21 protein-coding genes and 1 pseudogene are annotated in these 23,634 nt (G+C 71.0%); 4 read left to right on the top strand and 18 right to left on the bottom strand.

Annotation, left to right across the window (positions count from 1 at the left end; all coding sequences use genetic code 11):
* Positions 1-112: 112 nt before the first annotated feature.
* The 7 genes and pseudogenes from ACQP2O_RS17240 to iolC form a co-directional block, all read right to left on the bottom strand.
* Positions 113-1,003: an ATP-binding cassette domain-containing protein gene (locus ACQP2O_RS17240; protein WP_433185615.1), complete on the bottom strand. Its 891-nt coding sequence runs from the start codon at positions 1,001-1,003 to the stop codon at positions 113-115.
* Positions 1,000-2,058: an ABC transporter permease gene (locus ACQP2O_RS17235; protein WP_433185612.1), complete on the bottom strand. Its 1,059-nt coding sequence runs from the start codon at positions 2,056-2,058 to the stop codon at positions 1,000-1,002. Before ACQP2O_RS17235 ends, ACQP2O_RS17240 begins: the two co-directional genes overlap by 4 nt.
* A gap of 60 nt (positions 2,059-2,118) precedes the next feature.
* A complete protein-coding gene (locus ACQP2O_RS17230; RefSeq protein ID WP_433185610.1) occupies positions 2,119-3,111 on the bottom strand; it encodes a sugar ABC transporter substrate-binding protein in 993 nt (330 codons plus the stop codon).
* 15 nt (positions 3,112-3,126) lie between these two features.
* Positions 3,127-5,019: a 3D-(3,5/4)-trihydroxycyclohexane-1,2-dione acylhydrolase (decyclizing) gene (iolD, locus tag ACQP2O_RS17225; protein WP_433185607.1), complete on the bottom strand. Its 1,893-nt coding sequence runs from the start codon at positions 5,017-5,019 to the stop codon at positions 3,127-3,129.
* Positions 5,016-5,873: a 5-deoxy-glucuronate isomerase gene (gene iolB / locus ACQP2O_RS17220; protein ID WP_433185604.1), complete on the bottom strand. Its 858-nt coding sequence runs from the start codon at positions 5,871-5,873 to the stop codon at positions 5,016-5,018. The genes iolD and iolB overlap by 4 nt, the downstream gene beginning before the upstream one ends.
* Positions 5,870-6,760: a Cgl0159 family (beta/alpha)8-fold protein gene (locus ACQP2O_RS17215; RefSeq protein ID WP_433185602.1), complete on the bottom strand. Its 891-nt coding sequence runs from the start codon at positions 6,758-6,760 to the stop codon at positions 5,870-5,872. Before ACQP2O_RS17215 ends, iolB begins: the two co-directional genes overlap by 4 nt.
* Before the next feature lie 232 nt (positions 6,761-6,992).
* Positions 6,993-7,952, bottom strand: a pseudogene (gene iolC / locus ACQP2O_RS17210) (5-dehydro-2-deoxygluconokinase); the annotation flags it as partial.
* Between the two features lie 278 nt (positions 7,953-8,230).
* On the opposite strand from iolC, the gene ACQP2O_RS17205 reads away from it, so the two are divergent.
* A complete protein-coding gene (locus ACQP2O_RS17205) occupies positions 8,231-8,974 on the top strand; it encodes a GntR family transcriptional regulator (RefSeq protein WP_433191060.1) in 744 nt (247 codons plus the stop codon).
* On the opposite strand, the gene ACQP2O_RS17200 is transcribed toward ACQP2O_RS17205, so the two are convergent.
* Positions 8,955-9,551 carry a TetR family transcriptional regulator C-terminal domain-containing protein gene (locus tag ACQP2O_RS17200; protein WP_433185599.1) on the bottom strand — a complete coding sequence of 199 codons (597 nt, stop codon included), beginning with the start codon at positions 9,549-9,551 and terminating at the stop codon, positions 8,955-8,957. The genes ACQP2O_RS17205 and ACQP2O_RS17200 overlap by 20 nt on opposite strands.
* 141 nt (positions 9,552-9,692) lie before the next feature.
* Between ACQP2O_RS17200 and ACQP2O_RS17195 the strand changes: the two genes are divergently transcribed.
* Positions 9,693-10,373 carry an SDR family oxidoreductase gene (locus ACQP2O_RS17195; RefSeq protein WP_433185596.1) on the top strand — a complete coding sequence of 227 codons (681 nt, stop codon included), beginning with the start codon at positions 9,693-9,695 and terminating at the stop codon, positions 10,371-10,373.
* Positions 10,374-10,661: 288 nt separating this feature from the next.
* Positions 10,662-12,362 (top strand): CBM35 domain-containing protein, encoded by a 1,701-nt coding sequence (locus tag ACQP2O_RS17190; protein WP_433185593.1) that lies wholly within the window; start codon positions 10,662-10,664, stop codon positions 12,360-12,362.
* Positions 12,363-12,461: 99 nt separating this feature from the next.
* Here the strand turns inward: ACQP2O_RS17190 and ACQP2O_RS17185 are convergent, their stop codons facing one another.
* The 3 genes from ACQP2O_RS17185 to ACQP2O_RS17175 form a co-directional block, all read right to left on the bottom strand.
* Positions 12,462-13,931, bottom strand: coding sequence for a GntP family permease (locus ACQP2O_RS17185; protein ID WP_433185591.1), 1,470 nt, complete (start codon positions 13,929-13,931; stop codon positions 12,462-12,464).
* Between the two features lie 147 nt (positions 13,932-14,078).
* Positions 14,079-15,371: an enolase C-terminal domain-like protein gene (locus tag ACQP2O_RS17180; RefSeq protein ID WP_433185588.1), complete on the bottom strand. Its 1,293-nt coding sequence runs from the start codon at positions 15,369-15,371 to the stop codon at positions 14,079-14,081.
* A 13-nt stretch (positions 15,372-15,384) separates the two neighbouring features.
* Positions 15,385-16,326, bottom strand: coding sequence for a 5-dehydro-4-deoxyglucarate dehydratase (locus ACQP2O_RS17175; RefSeq protein ID WP_433185586.1), 942 nt, complete (start codon positions 16,324-16,326; stop codon positions 15,385-15,387).
* A 133-nt stretch (positions 16,327-16,459) separates the two neighbouring features.
* Between ACQP2O_RS17175 and ACQP2O_RS17170 the strand changes: the two genes are divergently transcribed.
* The gene (locus ACQP2O_RS17170; protein WP_433185583.1) at positions 16,460-17,257 is read left to right on the top strand and encodes an IclR family transcriptional regulator; all 798 of its coding nucleotides are present in this window, start codon (positions 16,460-16,462) and stop codon (positions 17,255-17,257) included.
* A 383-nt stretch (positions 17,258-17,640) separates the two neighbouring features.
* On the opposite strand, the gene ACQP2O_RS17165 is transcribed toward ACQP2O_RS17170, so the two are convergent.
* From ACQP2O_RS17165 to ACQP2O_RS17135, 7 genes are all read right to left on the bottom strand, one after another.
* Positions 17,641-17,994 (bottom strand): hypothetical protein, encoded by a 354-nt coding sequence (locus ACQP2O_RS17165; protein WP_433185581.1) that lies wholly within the window; start codon positions 17,992-17,994, stop codon positions 17,641-17,643.
* Between the two features lie 199 nt (positions 17,995-18,193).
* Positions 18,194-18,772: a TetR/AcrR family transcriptional regulator gene (locus ACQP2O_RS17160; RefSeq protein ID WP_433185578.1), complete on the bottom strand. Its 579-nt coding sequence runs from the start codon at positions 18,770-18,772 to the stop codon at positions 18,194-18,196.
* Positions 18,765-19,904, bottom strand: coding sequence for a pyridoxal phosphate-dependent aminotransferase (locus ACQP2O_RS17155; RefSeq protein WP_433185575.1), 1,140 nt, complete (start codon positions 19,902-19,904; stop codon positions 18,765-18,767). The genes ACQP2O_RS17160 and ACQP2O_RS17155 overlap by 8 nt, the downstream gene beginning before the upstream one ends.
* A gap of 26 nt (positions 19,905-19,930) precedes the next feature.
* Positions 19,931-20,692, bottom strand: a complete 762-nt coding sequence (locus tag ACQP2O_RS17150) for an amino acid ABC transporter ATP-binding protein (protein ID WP_433185572.1) — start codon at positions 20,690-20,692, stop codon at positions 19,931-19,933.
* Positions 20,689-21,588, bottom strand: a complete 900-nt coding sequence (locus ACQP2O_RS17145; RefSeq protein ID WP_433185569.1) for an amino acid ABC transporter permease — start codon at positions 21,586-21,588, stop codon at positions 20,689-20,691. Before ACQP2O_RS17145 ends, ACQP2O_RS17150 begins: the two co-directional genes overlap by 4 nt.
* The gene (locus ACQP2O_RS17140) at positions 21,585-22,526 is read right to left on the bottom strand and encodes an ABC transporter substrate-binding protein (protein ID WP_433185566.1); all 942 of its coding nucleotides are present in this window, start codon (positions 22,524-22,526) and stop codon (positions 21,585-21,587) included. The genes ACQP2O_RS17145 and ACQP2O_RS17140 overlap by 4 nt, the downstream gene beginning before the upstream one ends.
* Positions 22,527-22,560: 34 nt before the next feature.
* Positions 22,561-23,202, bottom strand: a complete 642-nt coding sequence (locus ACQP2O_RS17135; protein WP_433185563.1) for a methyltransferase — start codon at positions 23,200-23,202, stop codon at positions 22,561-22,563.
* Positions 23,203-23,634: the final 432 nt, after the last annotated feature.

Genomic DNA, 23,634 nt, shown 5'->3' with positions numbered 1-23,634 from the left:
CCCGACACCGAGCACCCGTTCCCGTGGACCGGCCTCCACTGTTCCTCCTCCGTTGATCGCGGGAAGATCGCCGTTTCCGGGCGGACGGAAACGGCGACGCTCCCAGCGGGGTCTAGGGCCTGTCCCGCTCGGGTGGCGTCGGACGGCCCGACAGTTCGGCGATCTCGTGCTCGAGTTCCTGCGCGACCTTGCCGAGCTCGGCGTCCGTGGCGGCGGCGCCTTCGAGTTCGTGGCTGAGCTGCTCGAGCTCCTCGCCGCCGGCCATGAGCGCGGTGAGCTGCTCGCGGGTGATCTCGTCCTTGGTGTAGTCGCCGAGCGGACGGCCGCGGTTCAGGATGAGGAAGCTGTCGCCGACCGGGTAGGCGTGGTGCGGGTTGTGGGTGATGAAGATGACGCCGAGTCCGCGTTCCTTGGCGCGCACGATGTAGCGGAGTACGACGCCGGCCTGTTTCACGCCGAGTGCGGCGGTGGGCTCGTCAAGGATCAGGACCTTCGCGCCGAAGTAGACCGCCCGCGCGATCGCCACGCACTGACGCTCGCCGCCGGACAGCGTCCCGATCGGCTGGTCGACGTCGCGCAGGTCGATGCCCATGTTGGCCAGCTCGGTCTTGGTGGTGCGCCGCATGAAGCCGATGTCGAGCCGGCTGAGCGGGCCCGCGCCCTTACGCACCTCCGAACCGAGGAAGAAGTTGCGCCAGACCGGCATCAGCGACACGACCGCCAGATCCTGGTACACCGTCGCGATGCCGCGTTCGAGCGCCTCGCGCGGGGAGGCGAAGCGCACCCGCTCGCCCTCGACCTCGTACGTGCCGGCGTCGTTCTGGTGCATCCCGGCGATGATCTTGATCAGGGTGGACTTGCCCGCGCCGTTGTCGCCGAGCACGCAGGTCACCTCACCGGCGTGGACCTCCAGCGACACGCCGGTCAGGGCGATGATGTTGCCGTAGCGCTTCTCGCAGTCCGTGAGACGCACCAAGGGCGTCTCGGTCATGGTGTCGGTCATCGCGAGGCCTCCGTTCGCCGGCGGACCCAGAGATTGAGGAGGGTGGCGCCGAGCAGCATCGCGCCGAGGAAGAACTTGAACCAGTCGGGGTTCCAGCCCGCGTACACGATGCCCTGGGTCGTCATCCCGAAGATGAACGCGCCGGTCGCGGCGCCGACGGCGGAGCCGTACCCGCCGGTCAGCAGGCAGCCGCCGATGACGGCCGCGATGATGTACAGGAACTCGTTGCCGACGCCCTCGCCCGACTGCACAGTGTTGAACGAGAACAGCAGGTTCATGCCGGTGAACCAGCACAGGAAGCCGACCGTCATGAACAGGCCGATCTTGACCCCCCGCACCGGGACGCCGACGGCCCGCGCGCTCGACTGCGCTCCCCCGACGGCGAAGATCCAGTTGCCGACGCGCGTCCGCAGGAGCACCCACGTGGCGATCGCGGCGAACAGCAGCCACCACAGGACGCTGATCCGCAGAGACAGCCCGCCGACGTTCCACTCCTCGGCGAAGATCTTCTGGGCGGACCCGAAGCCGTCCATGTTCGAGATGTCCGGGCTGGCGACGTTGCCGGTGATCAGCTTCGTGATGGCGAGGTTCAGGCCCTGCAGCATCAGGAACGTCGCCAGCGTCACGAGGAAGCTGGGGATCCCGGTCTTCATGACGAGGTAGCCGTTGAGCGCGCCGACGCCCAGCGCCAGCAGCAGCGCCACGGCGATCCCGACCCAGACGTTCAGCGTCAGCTGGAAGCTCAGCATCGAGGCGACCAGCGACGAGGTCGTCACGGCGACGCCCGCCGACAGGTCGAACTCACCGCCGATCATCAGCAGGGCGACCCCGACCGCCGGGATGCCGAGCGTGGAGCTCGCGTAGAGGATCGTCGCGAGGGAGTCGAGCCCGCGGAACGGCTCGGCGACGACGTAGAAGAACACGTAGATGACGACCGCACCCGCCAGCGAACCGGTCTCAGGCCGCGCCAGCAGGCGGGCGAGCGGCGACTGCCGGGCGAGCCGCTCGTCCGGCACGGACGGCGGGGCCTCGCCGGCGTGCACTGCGTGACTCATGAGAACCTCCAGGGCTCGGAGGCGCTGGGGACCGGCGACGGCCGGTCCCCGGCGCCGTCGCTACCGCGTACCGCGCGAGGCGAACTTGGCGACCGCGGCGACGTTGGTCTTGTCGACGAAGTACGGCCCGGTCAGCGTCGCCTTACCGCCGCCGATGACGTTGCCGTTCGTCTTGTAGAGCCACAGCGAGTCGACCGCCAGGTAGCCCTGGAGGTAGGGCTGCTGGTCGACGGCCCACTCGATCTGGCCGTCCTGGACGGACTTGACCATGGCCGGGTTCATGTCGAACGTGGCGACCTTGGCCGAGCTCCCGGCGTCCTTGACCGACTGCAGCGTGGTCAGCGCGATCGGGGCGCTGAGGGCCACGACCCGGTCGATGCTCTTGTCCTGCTTGAGCTTGGCGGCGATGGTGGACCGCACGGACGGCATGTTCGTCCCCGTGACGTACACCTTGTCGGTCTTGCCGGAGAAACCCTTGGTCAGGCCGCCGCAGCGCGCCTCCAGGGACACCTGGCCCTGCTCGTGCAGGACGCACAGGACGTGTTTGGCCCCTTCGCCGCTCAGCCGCTTGCCCGCGCTCTCCCCGGCGATGCTCTCGTCGGAGCCGAAGTACTGGAGGATCCCCATCTTCTGCCACTGGTCCAGGCCCGCGTTGATCGCGACGGTCGGGATCCCGCCGGCGACGGCCTTCTTGACGACACCGGCCATCGGGTCCGGGTGCGCGAGGGTGACGGCGATGCCGTCGACCTTGCTGTCGATGGCGTTCTGCACCAGGGTGGCCTGCTTGTCGCCGTCCGGGTCGTTCGAGTAGATGAGCTGCACGTTGTCCTTGGCGGCGGCGGCCAGCGCGCCCTTGCGGACGATGTCCCAGAACGTGTCACCGGGCGCCTGGTGCGTGACGAGGGCGATCTTCATCCGGGGGGTGCTCGCGTGACCGGCGGCGGGGTTCTCCGCCGTATCCTGGGCCTTCTTGCCGCCGTGGCTGCTGCACGCGCTCAAGGCGAGGACGAGCCCCGCGACGAGAATGCCCGCCCGCCTGTCTGGTCTGAACATCGCGTCTCTCCGTCTTCACTCAGTCGGGGCGGCGTTGTCTCCGAGATGGTGACGCTGCGCGGCCTTGGCCGCCTCGTAGTCGGCCCGCGCCTTCCGGGTGCTCTCCAGGGCCGAGACCTCCGCCACCGGGACGTCCCACCAGGCGTCCGAGTCGGGCGCCGGCGCCAGTGGATCGGTCTCGACGTGCACCACGGTCGTGACCTTCGCCTCCTTCGCGCGTTCGAGTGCGGTACGGAACTCCTCGACGGTCGTGGCACGCAGCACGTCCGCGCCGAGGCTCGCGGCGTTCGCCGCCAGGTCCACCGGGAGCAGTTCGCCGTCGAGCAGGCCCGTCTCCGGGTTGCGGTAGCGGTAGCTCGTGCCGAACCGCTGGGATCCCAGCGACTCCGACAGCGCGCCGATCGACGCGAAACCGTGGTTCTGCACGAGCACGATCGTCAGCTTGATCCCTTCGGAGACCGCTGTCACGATCTCCTGGGCCATCATCAGGTACGACCCGTCGCCGACGAGGACGAACACCTCCCGGTCGGGGTCGGCCATCTTGATCCCCAGGCCGCCGGCGATCTCGTAGCCCATGCAGGAGTAGCCGTACTCGACGTGGTACTGGCGCGGGTCGCGCGCCCGCCAGAGCATCTGCAGGTCGCCGGGCATGCTGCCGGCGGCGTTCACGACGACGTCGCGGGGACCGGCGATCTCGCCCAGGGCACCGAGGATCTCGGTCTGCGCGGGCAGCGGCCGGTGCCCGCGGTGGTAGGCCCGGTCAACGACCCGCGCCCAGTCCTCGGCGAGCCGCCGCACGCGCTCGGCGTACGCCGCGTCGACGCGGTGGCCGGCGAGGGCCTCGGTGAGCGCGCGCAGCCCCGCCCGCGCGTCGGCGACCAGGGGGACGGCGGAGTGCTTCACGGCGTCGAACCGCGCGACGTTGAGGTTGACGAACCGTACGTCCGGGTGGGCGAAGACGGTACGGGACGCGGTCGTGAAGTCGCTGTAGCGGGTGCCGACGCCCAGGACGACGTCGGCCTCCCGGGCGAGGGCGTTCGCGGCCGGCGTGCCCGTGGCCCCGACGCCGCCCACCGCGCAGGGGTGGTCCCACGGCACGGAGCCCTTGCCCGCCTGCGTCTCGGCGACCGGGATGCCGGTGGCGTCGGCGAAGGCCAGCAGGTCATCCGCCGCGTCGGAGTAGGTGACGCCGCCGCCCGCGACGATCAGCGGCCGCTCGGCCGCGCGCAGCGCCGCCACCGCGCGCTCCAACTCGGCGGGCTCGGGGACCGGCCTCGGGACGTGCCACACCCGCCGGGCGAACAGCTCCTCCGGCCAGTCGTACGCCTCGGCCTGGACGTCCTGAGGCAGGGCGAGCGTGACCGCGCCGGTCTCGGCGGGGTCGGTGAGCACCCGCATCGCGGCGAGCAGCGCGGACGGGAGCTGCTCGGGCCGGTTGATCCGGTCCCAGTACCGGGACACCGGCTTGAACGCGTCGTTGACCGACACGTCCGAGGACCGGGGATCCTCCAGTTGCTGCAGCACCGGGTCGGCGGCGCGGGTGGCGAAGATGTCGCCGGGCAGCAGCAGGACGGGGATCCGGTTGATGGTGGCCAGCGCGGCGCCGGTCACCATGTTGGTCGCGCCCGGGCCGATGGAGGACGTGCACGCGAAGGTCTGGAGCCGGTCCTTCATCCGCGCGAAGCCGACCGAGGCGTGCACCATGGCCTGCTCGTTGCGGGCCATGTAGTACGGCAGCTCGGGACCGCCCGTCCGCTGTGCCTCCAGCAGGGCCTGCCCGACGCCGGCGACGTTGCCGTGCCCGAAGATCCCGAAGCAGCCCGCGAAGAACCGCTGCTCCACGCCGTCCCGCTCCGACCACTGCGCGGCGAGGAACCGGACGATCGCCTGTCCTACGGTCAGCCTCATGTCTCCCTCTCGGTGGTCGAGGTGAGGGGCAGCCGGGGGTCGGTCTCCTGTCCTTCCCAGGTGCCGCGCACCCAGGCGTGCGCCGGGTCGTCGCAGATCAGCCACGCGCGCTCCGGCGAGGGCCCGGCCATCACGTTGAGGTAGTACAGGTCGTACCCGGGCACCGCCATCGACGGGCCGTGCCAGCCGTGCGGGATCAGCACGGTGTCGCCGCTGCGCACCTCCTCCAGCACGTCGATGGGCCGGTCCGCGGTGCCGTACACCCGCTGGTACGCCATGGCCTCCGCTCCGCTGCCGACCTCGAAGTAGTAGATCTCCTCCAGGACGCTCTCGCCGGGGCGGTCCTCGTCGTGCTTGTGCGGCGGGTAGGACGACCAGTTGCCGCCGGGCGTGATGACCTCGCAGGCGATCAGCTTGTCGGCCTCGAACGCCTCCGGCGTGCAGAAGTTGTTGACCTGCCGCGACGCCTGGCCCGCCCCGCGCAGCTCGACGGGGACGTCCTCGGCCGGGCCGTACCGGGCACGGAGCCGGTTCTCGCACCGGGCGGCGGGCAGCGTGAACCGCCCGCGGCCGGTGACCGTGACCGACGCGTCGCGCGGAACATAGGCGAAGTCGGTGACGCGGGAGAAGACACCGCGGCGCCCGCGCAGCTCGAACGTCTCGCCGTCGCAGGCCACCCGGCACGACCCGGACAGCGGCAGCACCAGCGTCTCGTACGGGCCGGTGTCGAACGTGTGCGAGCCGTCGAGCTCGAGGACCCGCAGCGCCGAGTACGTCCAGCCGGCGGTCTCCGGGGTGACCTCCAGCGTGTACGGCCGCGTACCGGTGCTGCCCGCGGGCAGGTAGTGCTTCATCCCAGGACCTCCACGGCGGCGTCGACGGCGCGGGCGACGTCGTCGTCCGGTGGATAGAGAAGGCTGCGGCCGACGACCAGGCCCTTGACGGTCGGCAGCCGCAGTGCGCGCTGCCAGCCGGCCAACGCGGCGTCGGGGTCGGCGGGCACCTCGCCGCCGAGCAGCAGGGCCGGCAGCGTCGAGGCGGCCATCACGCGTTCCATGTCCTCGACGACCGGGACCTTCAGCCAGGTGTACGCCGAGGTCGCCCCGAGTCCGGAGGCGATCGCGAGGGCGCGCGTCATGGCTTCGGGGGTGAGGACGTTGCGCACCCGGCCGTCGGCGCGGCGGGAGATGAACGGCTCGACCATGGCCATCAGCCGGCCGGCGGCCAGCTCCGAGACGGCGCGGGCGCAGGACTCCAGCGTGCGGGCGGTCGCGGGGTCGGCGTCGTCGATGCGCAGCAGCATCTTGCCGCCGTCGAGTCGCTGACCGGCGATGGCCGGCGCGTCGTAGGCGGTGAACCGGTCGTCGATCTCGAACGCCGACCCGGCCAGGCCGCCGCGGTTCATCGAGCCGATCACGACCTTCTCGTCGAGCGCGCCGAGCAGCAGCAGGTCCTCGACGACGTCCGGGGTACCGAGCACGCCGTCGACCCCGGGACGGCTGAGGGCGAGGCAGAGCCGTTCGAGGAGGTCCCGCCGGTCGGCCATGGCCAGCGGGCGGTCACCCGCGCCGAGGGACCCACGCGCCGGATGGTCGGCGGCCAGGATCATGAGGCGGCCGTTCGGGCCGAGGAGCGACCCGCACCGTACCCGCCGCGCGGCTGCCTCGGCGACCGCCTCCGGCCGAGAGGCCCGAACCTCGGCCAGCGCCGCGACCCGGTCGGCGAACGCTTCAATGATCATCCGCCGCCCCTTCCGGGGCCTGCGGCGGCACCGGGCCACCGGTTTCCGAGACGCGCCCTGCGGGTCCGCCGGGCTCCGGGGCGCTCGGCAGGGGGTCACCGGTCTCCGAAACGCGCGCCACCGACCCGCCCGGTTCCGAGGCACTCGGCACAGGGCCACCGGTCTCCGAAACGCGCGCCACCGGTCCGCCCGGTTCCGAGGCGCTCGGCACAGGGCCGCCGGCGACGAGTTGGTCGACCTCGGGGGTGGTGGGCATCGCCGGGGAGCAGGCGAGGCGGGAGGCGACGATCGCGCCCGCGGCGTTCGCGAACCGTACGGTCCGTTCGACGTCCCAGTCCGCGAGCAGACCGTGGCACAGCGCCCCGCCGAACGCGTCGCCGGCGCCCAGCCCGTTCACGACCTCCACCTCGACCGGCGGCACCTCGACCACGTCCGTTCCGCCGGAGCCCGTGCGGCTCGCGGCCAGCACGCCCTTGGGGCCGCGCTTGACGATGGCCAGGCGGACGCCGCGGTCCAGCAGCGCCTCCGCCGCCGCGTACGGCTCGCGCTCCCCCACGGCGACCTCGCACTCCTCGACGTTGCCGACGGCGACCGTGACGTGCTCCAGAGCCTGGCCGACCCAGCCGCTCGCCTCCTCCGGCGACGACCAGAACATGGGCCGGTAGTCCAGGTCGAGCACGGTGTCCCGCTGCCGGGACCGGGCGGCCAGCGCCGCGAGCGTCGCCGTACGGCTCGGTTCCTCGCACAGGCCGGTGACGGTGGCCCAGAACACGCGCGCCGCGCGAATGGCCGGCAGGTCCAGCTCCTCGGGGTGGATCTCCAGGTCGGGGGCCTTCGGGTAGCGGTAGAAGTACAGCGGGAAGTCGTCCGGCGGGAAGATCTCACAGAACGCCAACGGCGTCGGCAGCCCGGGGACGGCGGTGACGAAGCGGTCGTCGACGCCGTACCCCCGCAGCGCGCTGTGGATGTACCGGCCGAACGGGTCCTCCCCGGTCCGGGTGATCACCGCCGTACGGTGACCGTGCCGCGCGGCCGCGACCGCGACGTTCGTCGGACTGCCACCGAGGTACTTGCCGAACGTCTCGACGTCCTCCAGGTGTACGCCCACCTGGAGCGGGTAAACGTCCACGCTGACCCGTCCCATGGTGATCAGATCGTGCGGACTCACCGAGCGGATGCACCTCCGGGACATCGGTTCCTCGGGAACCGCGCCGGGTGACCCCGGCGTGACGACGACGTTGCCGTTCGTTCACCGTCGTGGCATCCAGCCTCCGCAGGAATTCATCCCATGTCAAGAGTTTGTCCTGACATTAGGAGGTAATAGCTTTTACCAGAGGATGGCCGCCAGGCGGGGCGATGTGCGACGGAGCCCGCGTGACGGCTACCTTGTCCGGACATCGTGATGTCACAGCTTGCGGCGCTGCCGGTGAGCGGGCTTTCCAGGGGATTCCGGAGGCGCACATGGACAGAATGGCCGTGCACCGGCCGGCGGTCTCGGTCGACCGCAGCAGCCCCGTCCCCCTGTACTTCCAGGTGGCGCAGCAGCTCGAGGCGGCCATCCGCGACGGTCGCCTTCCCCCCGGAAGCCGCCTGGAGAACGAGATCCTGCTCGCCGACCGGTACGGGCTGTCCCGGCCGACGATCCGGCAGGCGATCCAGCACCTCGTCGACAAGGGCCTGCTCGTCCGCAAGCGCGGCGTCGGCACCCAGGTCGTGCAGGCCCAGGTGCGGCGCTCGATCGAGCTGACCAGCCTCTACGACGACCTTCTCGCCTCCGGCCGCAGCCCCTCGACCCGCGTGCTGGAGCTCGGCACCCTGCCCGCCGACGACGAGGTGGCCGGGAAGCTCGACATCGCCCCCGGTACGGAGGTCCTGCGCCTGAGCCGGCTCCGGCTCACCGGCGACGAGCCGCTCGCCCTGCTCACCAACTACCTCCCCGTCGGCCTCGTCACGCTGACGGCGGAGGACCTGGGCGCCCGCGGGCTGTACGAGTTGCTGCGCGCGGCAGGGGTCAACCTCCGCATCGCCAACCAGACGATCGGCGCGCGTGGGGCCACCGCCCCCGAGGCGCGACTGCTGGACGAACGCCGCGGCGTCCCCCTGCTGACCATGACCCGCATCGCGTACGACGACAAGGGCCGCCCGGTGGAGTACGGCACCCACGTCTACCGCGCCAGCCGCTACACCTTCGCCCTCACCCTCGTCGAGCGCTGACCTCTCGGCTCAGGAGGGTGTCGAAGATCAGGACGAAGAAGGACTCGAGGGCGTCGGTGGAGCGGTCGGCGCGGGCCCTGATGAGGGAGCCCTCCCAGGCGTTGACGAGGAAGCCGGCCGTGGCCCGCGGATCCAGTCCGGCACGGAGGGCGCCGGCGTCTCGGGCCTCGGTGAGCACCGCGGCGATCGCAGCCGTCCACTCGGCGAGGCCCTGACGGACGGCCTCACGGATGACGTCGCTGTGATCGGCGATCTCCGTGCCGAAGTTGCCGATGAGGCACCCACGCGTGAAGTCGTAGCGCACGACGGCTTCGCGGAGCGCCTCGAAATGCGCGCGTAGCCGGGCCAGCGGCTGACCCTCTCCCTCGGCCAGCTCGCGCAGGGGCCGCCCGGCGCCGTACCGCTCCAGGGCCACGACGGCGAGCGCCTCTTTGCTGTCGAAGTGGTTGTAGAACGACCCCTTCGGCACGCCCGCCGCATCGGTGATCACTTTCACGCCGGCCGCGTTGTACCCCTGGACGTGGAACTGCTCCAGTGCCGCTTCGACGATCTCCTCGCGTACGCCACGCCTGCCCATGACGACCCACCTCCGCACCCAATATGGCCGGTCGTCTCACCGCTGTCAACCGAGGTGGGGCCGCTTGACATCGTCTAAGACGACCGGTCATATTTAAGCGAGCGCGGCGGCCTGAGCCGCCGCATACGGAAGAGGGAAGTCATGAAGATCGAAAATTCGGTGGCGGTCGTGACCGGTGGCAACCGGGGGTTCGGCCGGCATCTCGTCGCCCAGCTCCTCGACCGTGGAGCCAAGGTGTACGCCGCCGCCCGACGGCCCGAGACGGTGGACGTGCCCGGTGCCGTACCGCTGCGGCTGGACCTCACCGATCCGGCGTCGGTACGCGAGGCGGCCGGGGTGGCCACGGACACGACGCTCCTGATCAACAACGCCGGCATCTCCACCAGGTCGTCCCTGATCGACGGCGATCTCGCGGACATCAGGCGTGAGATGGACACGCACTACCTCGGCACGCTGGACGTGATCCGCACGTTCGCGCCGGTCATCGAGGCCAACGGCGGCGGCGCCGTCCTGAACGTCCTGTCCGTGCTCTCCTGGGTGCACATTCCGGCCTCCGGCGCGTACTCCGCGGCCAAGGCCGCCGAATGGGCGATGACCAACGCCGTACGCCAGGAACTCGCCCCGAAGGGGATCCAGGTCGCCGGACTGCACGTCGGCTACATGGAGACCGACATGACGTCCGGCATCACGGCCGACAAGTCCGATCCGGCGGTGATCGCCAAGATCGCGCTCGACGGACTCGCTACGGACACCGCTGAGATCATCGCCGACGATCTCAGCCGGGGCGTCAAGCAGAATCTGGCCGCGCCCATCACGGCCTGACCGCCGCCGGTAGCACCGATTTTCCTGTTTTCCGAAATTTTCCTCGCTGATTTTTCCTTTCTGGCGCTCTCTCAGTACGTGACAGGTGGGCCGACGAAGGACGCGGAGTCAGGCGGAAACGCACCCTTGACGCCTAATACCCAGCGTTTTAGCCTCTGGGGCAATCGATTTCCGAGGTTTCCTCCATCCTTCCTCCTCTCCCCCGTCAGGCGGCGGGGACGTTCCGGCTCCGCGGCGGACGCGACGGCCGGAATCGCCACGCCGCCATCCGAAGTAAGCGAGGATCCGATGTACCAGCGAACACTCCGCGCCGCCGTGACGGCGGCGCTGGTGGCCGCCGCCCTGGCGGTGGCCGGCCCGGTCACGCCCGCGCACGCGGCGGGAGCGACCTTGGTGGTGAACGCCGCGGCACCGTACCGGCCCGTCACGCATGTCGCGTCGGGCGGCCTCTACGCTCTCGCCGAGAACAACCGGCCGGCCGACTCGACGCTGCTGCCCATCGCGATGAACACCCTCACCCAGCCCGCTCCCGGCGTCGGCCAGAAGCCCAACGGTCAGCCACCGGGCGGCGACTCGCTGCTCGTCGCGCCGCAGGCCGACCGGGTCGGCACCGCCGAGTTCATCCGGATGCCCGACATCTACCCCGACTTCCCGTACAAGTGGGTGAGCTGGTCGGACTGGCTGTCCAAAGTAGACACCATGGTCAAGAAACGGCTGGCGGCCACCTCGGTCAGCAACATCGCCGGGTGGGAGCTCTGGAACGAGCCCGACGGGACGTGGAACACCGCGAGCGCCGGAGACTTCAACGCCGGCTGGGTGCGCACTTACCAGGAGGTGCGCTCGCTCGACTCGCTGACCCCGATCGTCGGCCCGAGCCTGTCCTCCTGGAAGGCCTCCTCCATGCAGTCCTTCCTCAGTTATGCCAAGGACCACAACGCCCTTCCCGACGTCGTCTCCTGGCACGAATGGAACGCCGCGAACATCGCGTCGGAGGTCACGGCCTACCGCGCGCTGGAATCGTCGCTCGGCGTCAGCCCGCGGCGCATCTCCATCAACGAATACGCGTGGACGAACGAGGTCGACGTGGCCGGCCGCGTGTCCAGCTACATCGCGAAGTTCGAGCGGGCCGGCGTCGAGTCGGCCGACCGCGCCTTCTGGTACGAGTACGGCACCGTCAACGGCCTCGTGACGAACAACCAGCCGACCGGCAGCTGGTGGCTGTACAAGTGGTACGGCGACATGGCCGGCACCATGGTCACCACCACCCCGGCCGACCAGACCGGCCTGGACGGATTCGCCGCCTTCGATCCCACCCGCAAGATCGTCAATGTGGCCTTCGGCAACGCGTCGGGCACCAATGACGTGCGCGTCTCGGGCCTGTCCTCGCTCGGCCAGACCGTCCGGGTGCATCTGGAGTCCACACCGGCCTCCGGGCGGTTCACCGCCGTGTCCGCGCCCACCGACATCTCGACGGCGACGTACACGGTCACCAATGGCGCCATCACCGTGCCGGTGCCGAACATGGACGCGGGCAGCGCCTACCACCTGGTCGTCGAGCCCACCAGCGGGGTGCCCGCCTACCAGCACCGTTACGAGGCCGAGAACGCCTCGGTCTTCCGGGCGCAGCGGCTCACCGCCGGCACCGCCTCGGCCGGCGGCTACGTCGGCCGGATCGACAACATGGGCGACCCGCGCACCGACAGTTACGTGGACTTCGTCGTCAACGTGCCGACCGCCCGTACGTACACGATGACGATCGGGTACGCCAACGGCACCGGCGCGACGTCGACGCAGGGGCTGGCCTACGACGGCGGCGCCTGGCACACCGTCAGTTATCCGCCGACCGCGGGATGGGGCCAGTTCGGCTCCACCGTCGCCACCACGGTCGACCTGCACGCCGGATACAACACCATCCGGCTGGCGAAGGGCGCTCCGTACTTCACCGGCGGTACGGGCTACGCGGAACTGGACTACATCCAGCTCGACTGACGTCACACCGCACGAGCCGTCGTGGTCCGCAGGTCGGCGGACCACGACGGCTCGTGCGGTGGACGCGCGGGGGCCGGCGAACGGCCCCCGCGCGTGCCGTCACAGGAACAGGCTGATGACCAGGGCGATCAGGAAGGCGGTCACGCCCATCAGCGTCTCCATCACCGTCCACGACTTCAGCGTCTGCGGGATGGTCAGCCGGAAGTAGCGGTTCATCAGCCAGAACCCGGCGTCGTTGACGTGCGACAGCACCGTTCCCCCGGCGGCGATCGCGATGACGACGAGGGCCAGCTGCGCCTGACCGAAGTGCGACTGGGCGGCGAGCGGCGCGACGATGGGCGCGGTGGTGACGATCGCGACCGTCTTGGACCCGAGAGCCACCCGCAGCGCGGTGGCGAGCACGAACGCCAGGACGAGCGTCGGCACTCCGGCGTTGCCCAGCAGGTGCGCCAGGGCACTGCCCACGCCGGTCTTCTTCAGCACCGCCGCGAACATCCCGCCCGCGCCGATGACGAGCGTCACCGAGGCGATCGGCCCGAGGCAGGCGTTCGCTGCCTGTTCGAGGTGCTTTCCGCTCAGCCCGCGCCGTACGCCGAAGATGTAGAGCGCGCCGAGCACCGTGATCGCCAGTGCGATGATCGGGTCCCCGACGAACTCCAGGATGTTCTGCGCCGTGGACCCCTCTTTCAGGAGCACGGTGGAGAAGGTGTTGAGCATGATCAACACCATCGGCAGCAGGATGACCGCGAGCACGCTGCCCAGCGACGGCGGGTTCTCGACGGCCCGTGAGGCCACCGCCGTCGTCTGCCGGTCGGCCACGGCGACCCCGCCGTCGGCGGCTTCGCCGTCCCCGGAGCCGGGTCCGTCGTTCTTCTCGTCCGAGGTGGTACCGCCCTCACCGGCGACGGACAGGTCCTCGGGGACCTTCACCTCGCTCATGCGCGGGCCGATCCACACGCCGTACGCGTAGCTGCCCAGCAGCCAGGCGGGCAGGCCGCAGATGATGCCGAAGACGGTCACCCAGCCGAGGCTCACGTGCAGCAGGCCGGCGGCGGTCACCGGGCCGGGGTGCGGAGGCAGTACCGCGTTGGTCATCGCCAGGGCGCCGACGGCGGGCAGCGCGATGGCGATCAGCGGTTTGCGCGAGGTACGGGTGACGGCGAACATCAGCGGCAGCAGCACGATCCATGCCGCGTCGACGAACATCGGGATGCCGAAGATGAGGGCGGTCACGCCCATGGCGAGCGGCGCGCGGTCCTCGCCGAAGCGGCGGATCATGGCGCGGGACAGCACTTCTGCGCCGTTGGCCATCTCCAGCATCCGGCCGAGCATCGCGCCGAGGGTGATGATGATGGCGACGGAGCCGAGCGTGTCGCCGAAGCCGCCGGCGAGGACGTCGGGGATGTCCTTGACCGGCAGCCCCGCCGCGATCGCCACACCGACGCTGACGATGAGCAGGGCGAGGACCGCGTGTAGACGGATCTTGATGACGAGGAGAAGTAGGGCGGCGATGCCGGCCAGGGCGAGCAGGGCGAGGCCCCAGTCCGGCAGGTGGGTGGTGATGTGCATCGGCACTCCCGGGGGGTAGGGAGAGCGGGCATGCCGTCGATCGGCACGCCCGTTAACGCCAGGAGGAGGTGAGAAGGGAAAGGGAACGAGCGGCCCGGGACGGGCCCACCCGGCCGGCGGATGCCGCCGGCCGGGAGACGGTGGGTGCTACCAGCGCGGGATCGACGGGGCGTTCCAGCCGGGGTCGACGACGCGCATCGCGGCGACGTCGTCGCGGGATCGCACGTCGCTGGTACGCCAGCGCTCGTGGTAGCGGGCGAGCGCGGCGCGGTCGAGCTCGACGCCCAGGCCGGGCGCGTCCGAGACGGTCAGCGCGCCGTCGCGGAACACGTGCGGCTCGGTGATGACGTCGTCGGTCTGCCACGGCCGGTGCGTGTCGCAGGCGTGGAGGTGGCCGGGCGCGCAGGCGGCCGCCTGCGTCATCGCGGCCAGGCTGATGCCCAGGTGGGTGTTGGAGTGCATGGACAGGCCGACGCCGAACGTCTCGCAGATCCGTGCGAGGGCCTGGGTGGCGCGCAGACCGCCCCAGAAGTGGTGGTCGCACAGGACGACCTGCACCGCGTCGGCGCGGAACGCCTCGGGGATCTCCCGCATCGAGGTGACGCACATGTTGGTGGCGAGCGGCACTTCGGTGCGGCGGTGGACCTCGGCCATGGCCTCGACGCCCGTGCAGGGGTCCTCGAGGTACTCGACGGTGTCGCGGAGGGCCTCGGCGACGCGGGTACCGGTGTCCACGGACCAGGCGCCGTTCGGGTCGAGACGCACCGGAACACCGGGGAACGCGTCGTGCAGCGCCCGGGTCGCGGCGATCTCCTCGTCGGGCGGGAAGACCCCGCCCTTGAGTTTCAGCGAGCCGAAGCCGTACCGGTCGATCATCCGCTGGGCCTGGGCGACGACGCCCTCCGGGTCGAGGGCCAGGCCCCAGTCGTCGACGGGCGCGCCGGCGACCGGGTGCTTCTCCCACTTGTAGAAGAGGTAGCCGGCGAAGTCGACGCGGTCGCGCACCTTGCCGCCGAGCAGCTGGTGCACGGGCAGCCCGAGGGACCGGCCCATGGCGTCCAGGAAGGCGACCTCGAACGCCGACACGACGATCGCGTGCAGCTTGGTGAGGTTCTGCCGGCCGAACAGCCGCCGGGCCTGCAGGTCGTCGGTGAGCGAACCGGTCACCGCGCTCGCGTCGAGCGCGCCGGCCACGATCTCCCACAGGCTCTCGGAGGACGCGGCCGAACGGCCGGGCAGCAGCGCGGCCACCGTCCGCAGGGGTTCGAGGTACTCGTCGTCGCCGTAGGTCTCCCCCAGGCCCACGACACCGTCCTCGGTCTCCACCTCGACGATCACCCGCGGGGTGTACGGCTGGTGGACGCCCTGCAGGTTCAGCAGCGGCGGGTCCTCGACGAGGACGGGGGTGACGCGCACGTCGGCGATGCGCAGGTCGCTCATGAGTGCTCCTGACTCAGATCAGCTCGAGGCCGGCGGCGAGGACGCGCTCGAGGTCGGCCAGATCTTCGGGGCCGGGGTCGGCGAGCGGCGGGCGTACGGGGCCGGCCGGCAGGCCGCGCAGCCGCGCCCCGGCCTTGACGAGCGACACCGCGTACCCTGCCGTCCGGTCGCGGATCCGGGCCAGCGGCAGGTAGAAGCCGGAGAGCAGCCGGTCGGCGGTCGCCTCGTCCCCGCTGCGCAGCGCGGCGTGGAACGCCCCGGCGATCTCCGGCGCGAAGGCGTGCACGGCCGAGGAGTACGCGGGGATCCCGATCGCCGCGTAGGCGCGGGCCTGTAGCTCGGCGGTCGGCACACCGTTGAAGAACAGGAACTCCGGCGGGGTCGCCAGCCGCAGCGCCTGGAAGTGCTCGATGTCGCCCGTGCCGTCCTTGAGCCCGGCGAGGTTCGGGACCTCCGCCACCAGGGCGGTCACGGTGTCCACAGCGTACCGGGCCTGTCCCCGGTGATAGATGATCACCGGCAGGGTGGTCGCGGCGGCGACCCGCCGTACGTGCTCGGCGAGGCCCGCCTGCGGGGCCTCGGTCAGGTAGTGCGGCAGGAGGAGGACCGCGCCGGCCCCGGCCTCTTCGGCGGCCCTGACGTACCGGGTCGCCAGCGCGACGCCGTGTCCGGCCCCCGCGACGACGGGAACCTCCGGCGGGGCCAGCTCGACCGCGGCGCGCACACAGGCGGCGTACTCCTCCAGATCGAGGCTGAAGTACTCGCCCGTGCCACAGCAGACGAACAGCGCGCCGGGCGACGCGGCGAGCTGGTGCTCCAGGAGAGCCCGGTACGCGCCGAGGTCCAGATCGCCGCTCGCGGAGAACGCCGTCAGCGGAAAGGACAGCACCGCGCGGTCCATCCCCGCGCGGAGCGCAGCCGTGCGCGCTGCGACGGCCGAGTCCGTATCGTGCACGTCATCTCCATATGTAGACAGCATCTATAATGGGAGACTATGCACGTAAACGTGCAAGTCCGTCAAGAAGCCGCAATCCACCCGCGACATGGGCGTGGCAGGATGACGGGCAGAACGGGCGGGGAGGCGATCAGTGAGCACAGAGCAACCGCGGGGTGTTCGCGATGTGAAGTCGGCCGGGCGGACGGTCGAGGTTCTCGAGACTCTCGCCGCGCTCCAGGGCAGGGCGGTGACGCTCCGGGACCTCGCCGAGCGGATCGACATCCCCCGCAGCAGCCTCTACGCCCTGCTGCAGACCCTCGTGGGCCGCGGCTGGGTGCGCACCGACGCCACGGGGTCGCTGTACTCCATCGGCATCCGCGCGCTGCTCGTCGGCACCGCCTACCTCGACGACGACCCCCGGCTCGCCATGCTCAAGCCGCACCTGGACGCGCTCGCGACCGAACTCGGCGAGACGCTGCACTTCGCCCGGCTCGACGGCACGGACATGGTCTATCTCGCCACTCGCGAGTCCCACCACTACCGCCGCCGGTTCAGCCGCGTCGGCCGGCGGCTGCCGGTGCACACCACGTCCCTGGGCAAGGCGGTCCTCGCCGAGCGCACCGACGATGAGATCGACACCCTGATCCCGGCCGCGCCGGAGCGGCTGACCCCGCGCACCCTCTGCGACCGAGACGCCCTGCACGCCGACCTCGCCGAGACCCGGCGGCGCGGCTACGCCGTCGACGACGGCGAGAACACCGTCGGCCTGTACTGCATCGGCATCGCCCTGCGCTACGACGCCGCCGTCACCGACGCGCTCAGCTGCTCGATCCCCAAGTCACGCCTCACGCCGGAACTGGAGAGCGACGTCATCGCCGCTCTCCAGGAGGTCCGCGCCGCCATCGAGACCGCCACGGCCTCCCCCGCCCTCTCCGTCGTCTGGCGCTGACCGATCCCCGCGGGCACGGACGCCCGAGCGCGAGCAGAGTGCAACGCCGGCCCGGTTCCGGTCCGGCACCCCCATGCCGTGACCGGTCCCGGACCGGCGGCGGCCGCCGCGGCCCTGAGCGGTGATTCCCGGAGCCGGCGGCCGGTCGATGACCGCACCCTCAGGCCCTCTCCCCTATGGAGGGCCCGGCTCGGCTCCGTCTCCCCGGCACCGCGGGTCGAAGCGGCGATGTGCGGCACGTCCCGCTCGGCGGTGGCGCCCCCCTTGGCGCCACCGCCGAGCGATTCCCGTGCCGGGTCTGACTGGACTTCCTCTACTCCCCGCCTACCGCTCCGGGCGGCGCGTCGCGCGTCGTCCGGAGCGGGCTCCCGTCTGGTCGGGGATCAGCGGAAGTCGTGACCGTGCGTGTGCCAGGTCACGAGCCTCCACGCGCCGTGGCTCCAGTAGTAGAGCCGGTGGTCGATGACGCGGTACCGCCGGCTCTCACTGCCGTACCAGTACCGGCCGTGGCCCTCCCAGGCGCGGCCACCGTCCCGGCGACGGCCGTCGCCATGGTCGCGGTAACGGTCGTCGTCGCGGTTGTCGCCGTGTACGGCGACGTGGGCGGTGACGGTCGTGCGGTGCGCGTCCTGGACGGGCGCCGCGGAGGCGGTCCCGCCGAGTGCGAGTGCGGCGCCGCCGGCCACGGCGAGTGTGGCGGCCGCGGTGGCGACATGCCGTCCCAAGGTCCGATTCATGGTCATCTCCTTGTGTCGGCCCGGCGCCCTCATGGGTGAAGGGCGCCGGGAGCGCGTCCCTGGGTGGTGGGACATGGAAGACGTTACTCGTGCATAAGTTTAAAGTTCAACTTGTGCACGTGTGAGGTATGCCATCGCGATAACCCCTCTGACCTGGGAATATGCCGATCTTGGGCAGCCGGGGGGACCATCGCCCCGGCTACGTACGGTGCGTGCTCCAGGCGGTGAGGGCCGCGCAGAGGGCGGCGAACAGGCGCGCCGCGAGGTCGTCGACCGACAGCTCGAGGGTGGCGCGAAGGTCGAGGATGTCGCGAGGGTCGTACAGGGCGTTCCAGAGGTGGAGGGCCTCGTCGCCGGAGTCGGGGATGCCGAGGGCGCGGCACGCCTCCGTGAGGGGGCGGCGCATGGCGGCGGCATGGGAGACGATGTCGGGCGCGGCGGCGCGAAGCCGGGAGAGGTAGCCCTCGCGGGAGCGGACCTGAGCCATCGCGTGGCCGTGCCGGTCGACCAGGTCGACCCACCGGCGGCACACCGCCGCCAGCAGGTCCAGGCCCTCCGCGTCGCAGTCCTCGCTGAACGCCACCAGATCCCGGTTGACCTCCACGCGGAACGCGGTCACCAGCCCGTCGAGCGAGCCGAAATAGCGGTACGCCGTGGCGGGGGCGATGTTCGCCTTCTTGGCGATCTGCGTGAGCGTGACCGTCTCGTCGGCATCCGCGAACATCTCCTCCGCCACCCTCAGCAGCGTGCGGTAGTTGCGCTCGGTGTCGCTACGCACCAGGCGGCTCCGGGCGGTCGAAGACCTCGGCCAGCCGCCGCACCCCGCACACGATGTCGGCGACCGAGGTGGCGAAGGACAGCCGGATGTGCCCCTCCCCGGCGGGGCCGAACTCCCGGCCGGGCCGGATCAGCACGCCGCATCGCCGCGCCGCGTCGCGGATCTCCAGTGACGTGCGCGGGTCGTCGTACGCGCAGAAGAAGTAGAACCCCCCGTCGGGCGGCTCGAAGGTGAGCCGGGGGATGGCCAGGAGTTCCGCGCCCATGACGTCACGGCGTTCACGATACTGGTCGACCATCGCTTTCAGATCGCGTTCGACCGCGGCGTCGAAGGCGGCGAGCGCGGCGTGCTGCGCGGCCGTGTTGATCGCGCCGTTGACCGTGCGGTGGACCAGCGCCGCGTCCGCGATGACGGACGCGGGACCGACCAGGTAGCCGAGCCGCCAGCCGGTCATGGCGTACGTCTTGGAGAACGTCTGGCACAGCACCGCCCGGTCGCGCAGGTCCGCGACGTCGAGGACGGAGACGAAACCGTCGCCGTACAGGATGCCGCCGTACGCCTCGTCGGACAGCACGAGCGTGCCGGTGCCGCGGGTGGCCTCGGCGATCGACCGCCACTCCTCCGCGGTCAGGATCCGGCCGGTGGGGTTGCCCGGCTGGCAGACGATCAGCAGGGCGGCGCCGGCCAGTACCGCACGCAGCCGTTCCTGGTCGATCCGCCCGTCCGCCCGCCGCGCCACCCGTACGGTGGTGCCCCCGGCGGCGGCGACGATGTCCGCGTACAGGGAGTACGTCGGGTCGTCGATCACCACGGTGTCGCCGGGGTTCACGGCCGACATGATGACGGCCGCGAGCCCCGCCGACCCGCCGTGCGTGATGGTGACGCCGTCCGGGTCGTAGCCGCGTCCGACACGTCCGCTGATCGCCGATCGCAGCTCGGGCAGGCCGAGCGGGCTGGTGTAGTGGGTGTGCCCGGCGTCCAGCGCCCGCTTCATGGCGGCGACGATGCCGGGCGGGGTGGCGAAGTCGGGTTCGCCGATCGCCAGGGAGACCACGTCACCGGTCGCGGGTGACATGGGGGTTCGCAGGCTGGTCGCGCGGATGCGCGCCACCAGGTCGTTCTGTGCTGCCACGGGGCTTCTTTCCGTACGGTGTGCCGTCAGAGGACGCGGTTCAGGAAGTCGCGGGTGCGGGCCTGCCGGGGGTTGCGGAGCACCTCGTCGGGGGTGCCGGCCTCCACGACGACGCCGTCGGCCATGAAGACGGCCTGGTCGGAGACTTCGCGGGCGAAGCCGATCTCGTGGGTGACCACGATCATCGTCATCCCGGTCTCGGCGACCTCGCGCATCACGGCCAGCACGTCGCCGACCAGCTCGGGGTCCAGCGCCGATGTGGGCTCGTCGAAGAGCATGACCTTCGGGCGCATGGCCAGCGCGCGGGCGATCGCCACCCGCTGCTGCTGCCCGCCGGACAGTTGCGCGGGGTGGGCGTGCGCCTTGTCGGCCAGGCCGACCCGGTCGAGCAGCGCGATCGCGCGTTCCCGCGCCTCGGCCGCCGGGGTACGGAGCACGTGGACGGGCGCCTCCATCACGTTCTCCAGCGCCGTCTTGTGCGCGTAGAGGTTGAACCGCTGGAAGACCATGCCGATCGACGCCCGCTGCCGGGCCAGCGCGCGGCCGGACAGCTCCTTCAGGACGTCGCCGTGGCGCGCGTACCCGATGTGCTCGCCGTCGACGACGATCTCGCCGTCGTCGACCGTCTCCAGGTGGTTGACGCAGCGCAGCAGGGTGGACTTGCCCGACCCGGACGGCCCGAGCACGGCGGTCACCGACCCGGACGGCACGGACAGGCTCACGTCGCGCAGCACCTGAAGGCGGCCGAACGACTTCGACACGTGACGGATCTCGACGATGGGCGTCATGCGGCGACCTCCCGGACGTCCGGCCCCGGTTCGGGGGCGTCGTTGAACGTGGTGAACCCGCGCCCGACGTGCCGTTCCAGGTACCGCTGGCCGATCGACGCGACGCCGACGACGACCAGGTACCAGAGGCTCGCGGTGACGAGCAGCGGGATGACCGCGAAGTTGTTCGCGTAGATGTCCTGGACGTTGGTGAGCAGGTCGCCGCCGGAGATGAAGGCCACCAGGCTCGTCGCCTTGAGCAGGTTGATCGCCTGGTTGGCCGTCGGCGGCACGATCACTCGCATGGCCTGCGGCAGCACGATCCGCCGCATGCACTGCGCCTCGGTCATGCCCGCCGACAGCGCCGCCTCGCGCTGGCCGGGGTCGACCGCCAGGATGCCGCTTCGCACGATCTCCGCCATGTACGCGGCCTCGTTGAGCGTGAACCCGAGGAATCCGGCGACCAGCCCGCTGATGAGCGTGTTCGTGGCGACGCTGACGCCGATTCCGGTGAACGGGATTCCCACGCCGAGCGTCGGGAAGAGCGCGGCGAGGTTGTACCAGAAGATCAGCTGGACCAGCAGCGGCGTGCCGCGGAAGAACGAGATGTACACGCCCGCCGCCGACCGGAGCACCCGGTTGCGCGACAGTCTCATCACCGCGAGCTGGCAGCCGAGCGCGGTGCCGACCGTCTGGCACACGACCGTCAGGACGAGCGTGACGACCAGGCCCGACAGGACGTGCGTGTTCCACAGGTAGTGCCAGATGACCGGCCACTGCATCCGGGGGTTGACGGCCAGCGACTTCGCGAGGAACAGCGCCGCGCCGATGAGCACGGCCGCCGCGACGTACTGCCCGTAGTGCTTGCGCCGCTCGATCCTCGGCCGTCCGGAGGCGCGGGTCGGGAGCGCGGTCATGCGGCCGAGCCGTTCGTGAGGACCTTGTCCAGCGACATCTGCGGCAGCGTCCACTGGTTGAGGATCTTCGCGTACGTGCCGTTCTTCATGATGGCGGTGAACGCCGCGGCGAACGCCTTCTGGAGGTCCTGGTCGTCCTTGCGGAACGCCGCGCCGTGCAGGCCCTTACCGAACAGTTCGCCGACCAGTTGCAGCTTCCCCTGCGACTGCTTGACCAGCGACGTCCCGATGCCGTAGTCGATGGCCAGCGTGTCGATCCGCCCGCTCTGCAGCGCCAGCGAGGACTCCGCGGCGGTCGGGTACCGCTGCACCTTCACGGCGGCCTTTCCGGAACTCGTGCAACTCTTCGACTGCGCCATCGCGAGGTCCACGGAGAGGCTCCCGGTGGGCCCGCCGGCGGAATGCCCGCACAGGTCCGCGAGCGACTTGAGCTTCAGCGGGTTGCCCTTCGGCACGACCAGGATCTGCCCGGCGCGCGTGTAGTCGACGAACGTCACCTGCTTCTGCCGTTCCGGCGTGTCGCTGAAGTCGGCCATCGCGACGTCGATCCGCCGCGACTGCAGGCCGGGCACCATCGCGGCGAACTTCGTGTTGGTGACCTCGAACTTCACGCCCAGGGTGCGGCCCAGCGCGGTCATGAAGTCGGCCTCGACGCCGACGAGGTTCTTGCCGTTGACGCTCAGGTACGGCGCGATGTCCGTCGAGCCGCCCACCTTCACGACGTTCGACTTGCGGGTCTCCGCGGGGAGGAGGTTCCGTGCCGCCGTGTCGACCTTCAGGTCGCCGACGGCCGAGGACGCCGCGAGGCCCTGGTGACCGCCCGACCCGGCCGATGCCGCGCCAGGGGCCACACCGGTGTCGGACGAGCAGCCGGCGACGAGGGCCGTGGACGCGGTGGCGGCCAGCGCGGTGGCCGCCGTGACGATGCGCAGACGCATGGGGGTGCCTTTCGGAAACGGGAGGCCGGAGCCGCTAATGGTCGGAGGCCTGATCGTTGATGGCGGCGAGCATCGCCGCCTCCTTCTCCAGGACGAGGTCGACGGCCGCGCGGACCTCCGCCGCCCGCGCGGCGGGAACGACGATCACGCCGTCGTCGTCGGCGGCCACCAGGTCACCGGCGGCCGCCACGACACCCCCGACGGCGACGGGTTCGCCGATGATCGCGGGCCCGTGCTTGTACGGCCCGGCGGGCGTGACCCCCCGAGCCCATACCGGGAAGCCCAGCTCACGAAGTTCCGCCTGGTCGCGTACGCATCCGTCGATCACCACCCCGGCGGCCCCGGCGGCGGCGAACTTACGGGCCAGCAGCGCGCCGACGAGCGCGCGCGACATGTCGGCCTGCCCGCTGATGACGATGACGTCCCCGGGGCGTACGTACTCCAGGCAGGCGTGGACGCCCGCGTTGTCGCCGCCGCGCACCAGGACGGGGAGCACCGAGCCGACCGCCGTCCGGCCGGGAGTGATCGTCCCGATCCCGGCGTCGCACATGCCGAGTCGCTCCATCGCGTCCCCGATGACCGCGACCGGAACGCCGGCGAAGCCCGCGATCCGATCCGCCGACGCGCGCGGTAGGTCCGGAATGGCGCGGATGTGGTCGCGATCGATTGGAGGCATCAAGATTCCGTCCTCAATATGGAATGTTTTCTCAGTTGAGGGCAGAGTCTCTTTTCTCCGACCGTGCGCCGTCAATGGGCCGGTGGCGACGTTATGGATCTGTGACAAACGACTGTCAGCAGCGAAGACGTGGATCGACGACGGGATGCGCTCACCCGCCGGGGATTCGGCGACAGGATGCGGCCGCCGGTCCGGGACTCGGTCGCCCGTCCGCTCCGGGCGGCGCTGGGGAAGGCAGACCTCGGAGGGGTGATGTCCGGCGATGGTCGTCCGGACGCCGCCGATCACGGCGGACGTGGGGTGGACCGGGCTCGGGAAGCCCGACGGGCTCTCCGCCTTCCGCGGAGGGGTTCCGGGGCCGGTCCACCGTGCCCGAGGACTCCGCCCGGACGGCCACCGCCGATGGGTCCTTCAGCGCCGGCGGACCTCACG

Origin of the sequence: Actinoallomurus sp. CA-150999 (genome assembly GCF_050942425.1) — a bacterium.
In the GTDB taxonomy this organism is placed as follows: domain Bacteria; phylum Actinomycetota; class Actinomycetes; order Streptosporangiales; family Streptosporangiaceae; genus Actinoallomurus.
This window is presented reverse-complemented; position numbering and strand designations above follow the sequence as displayed.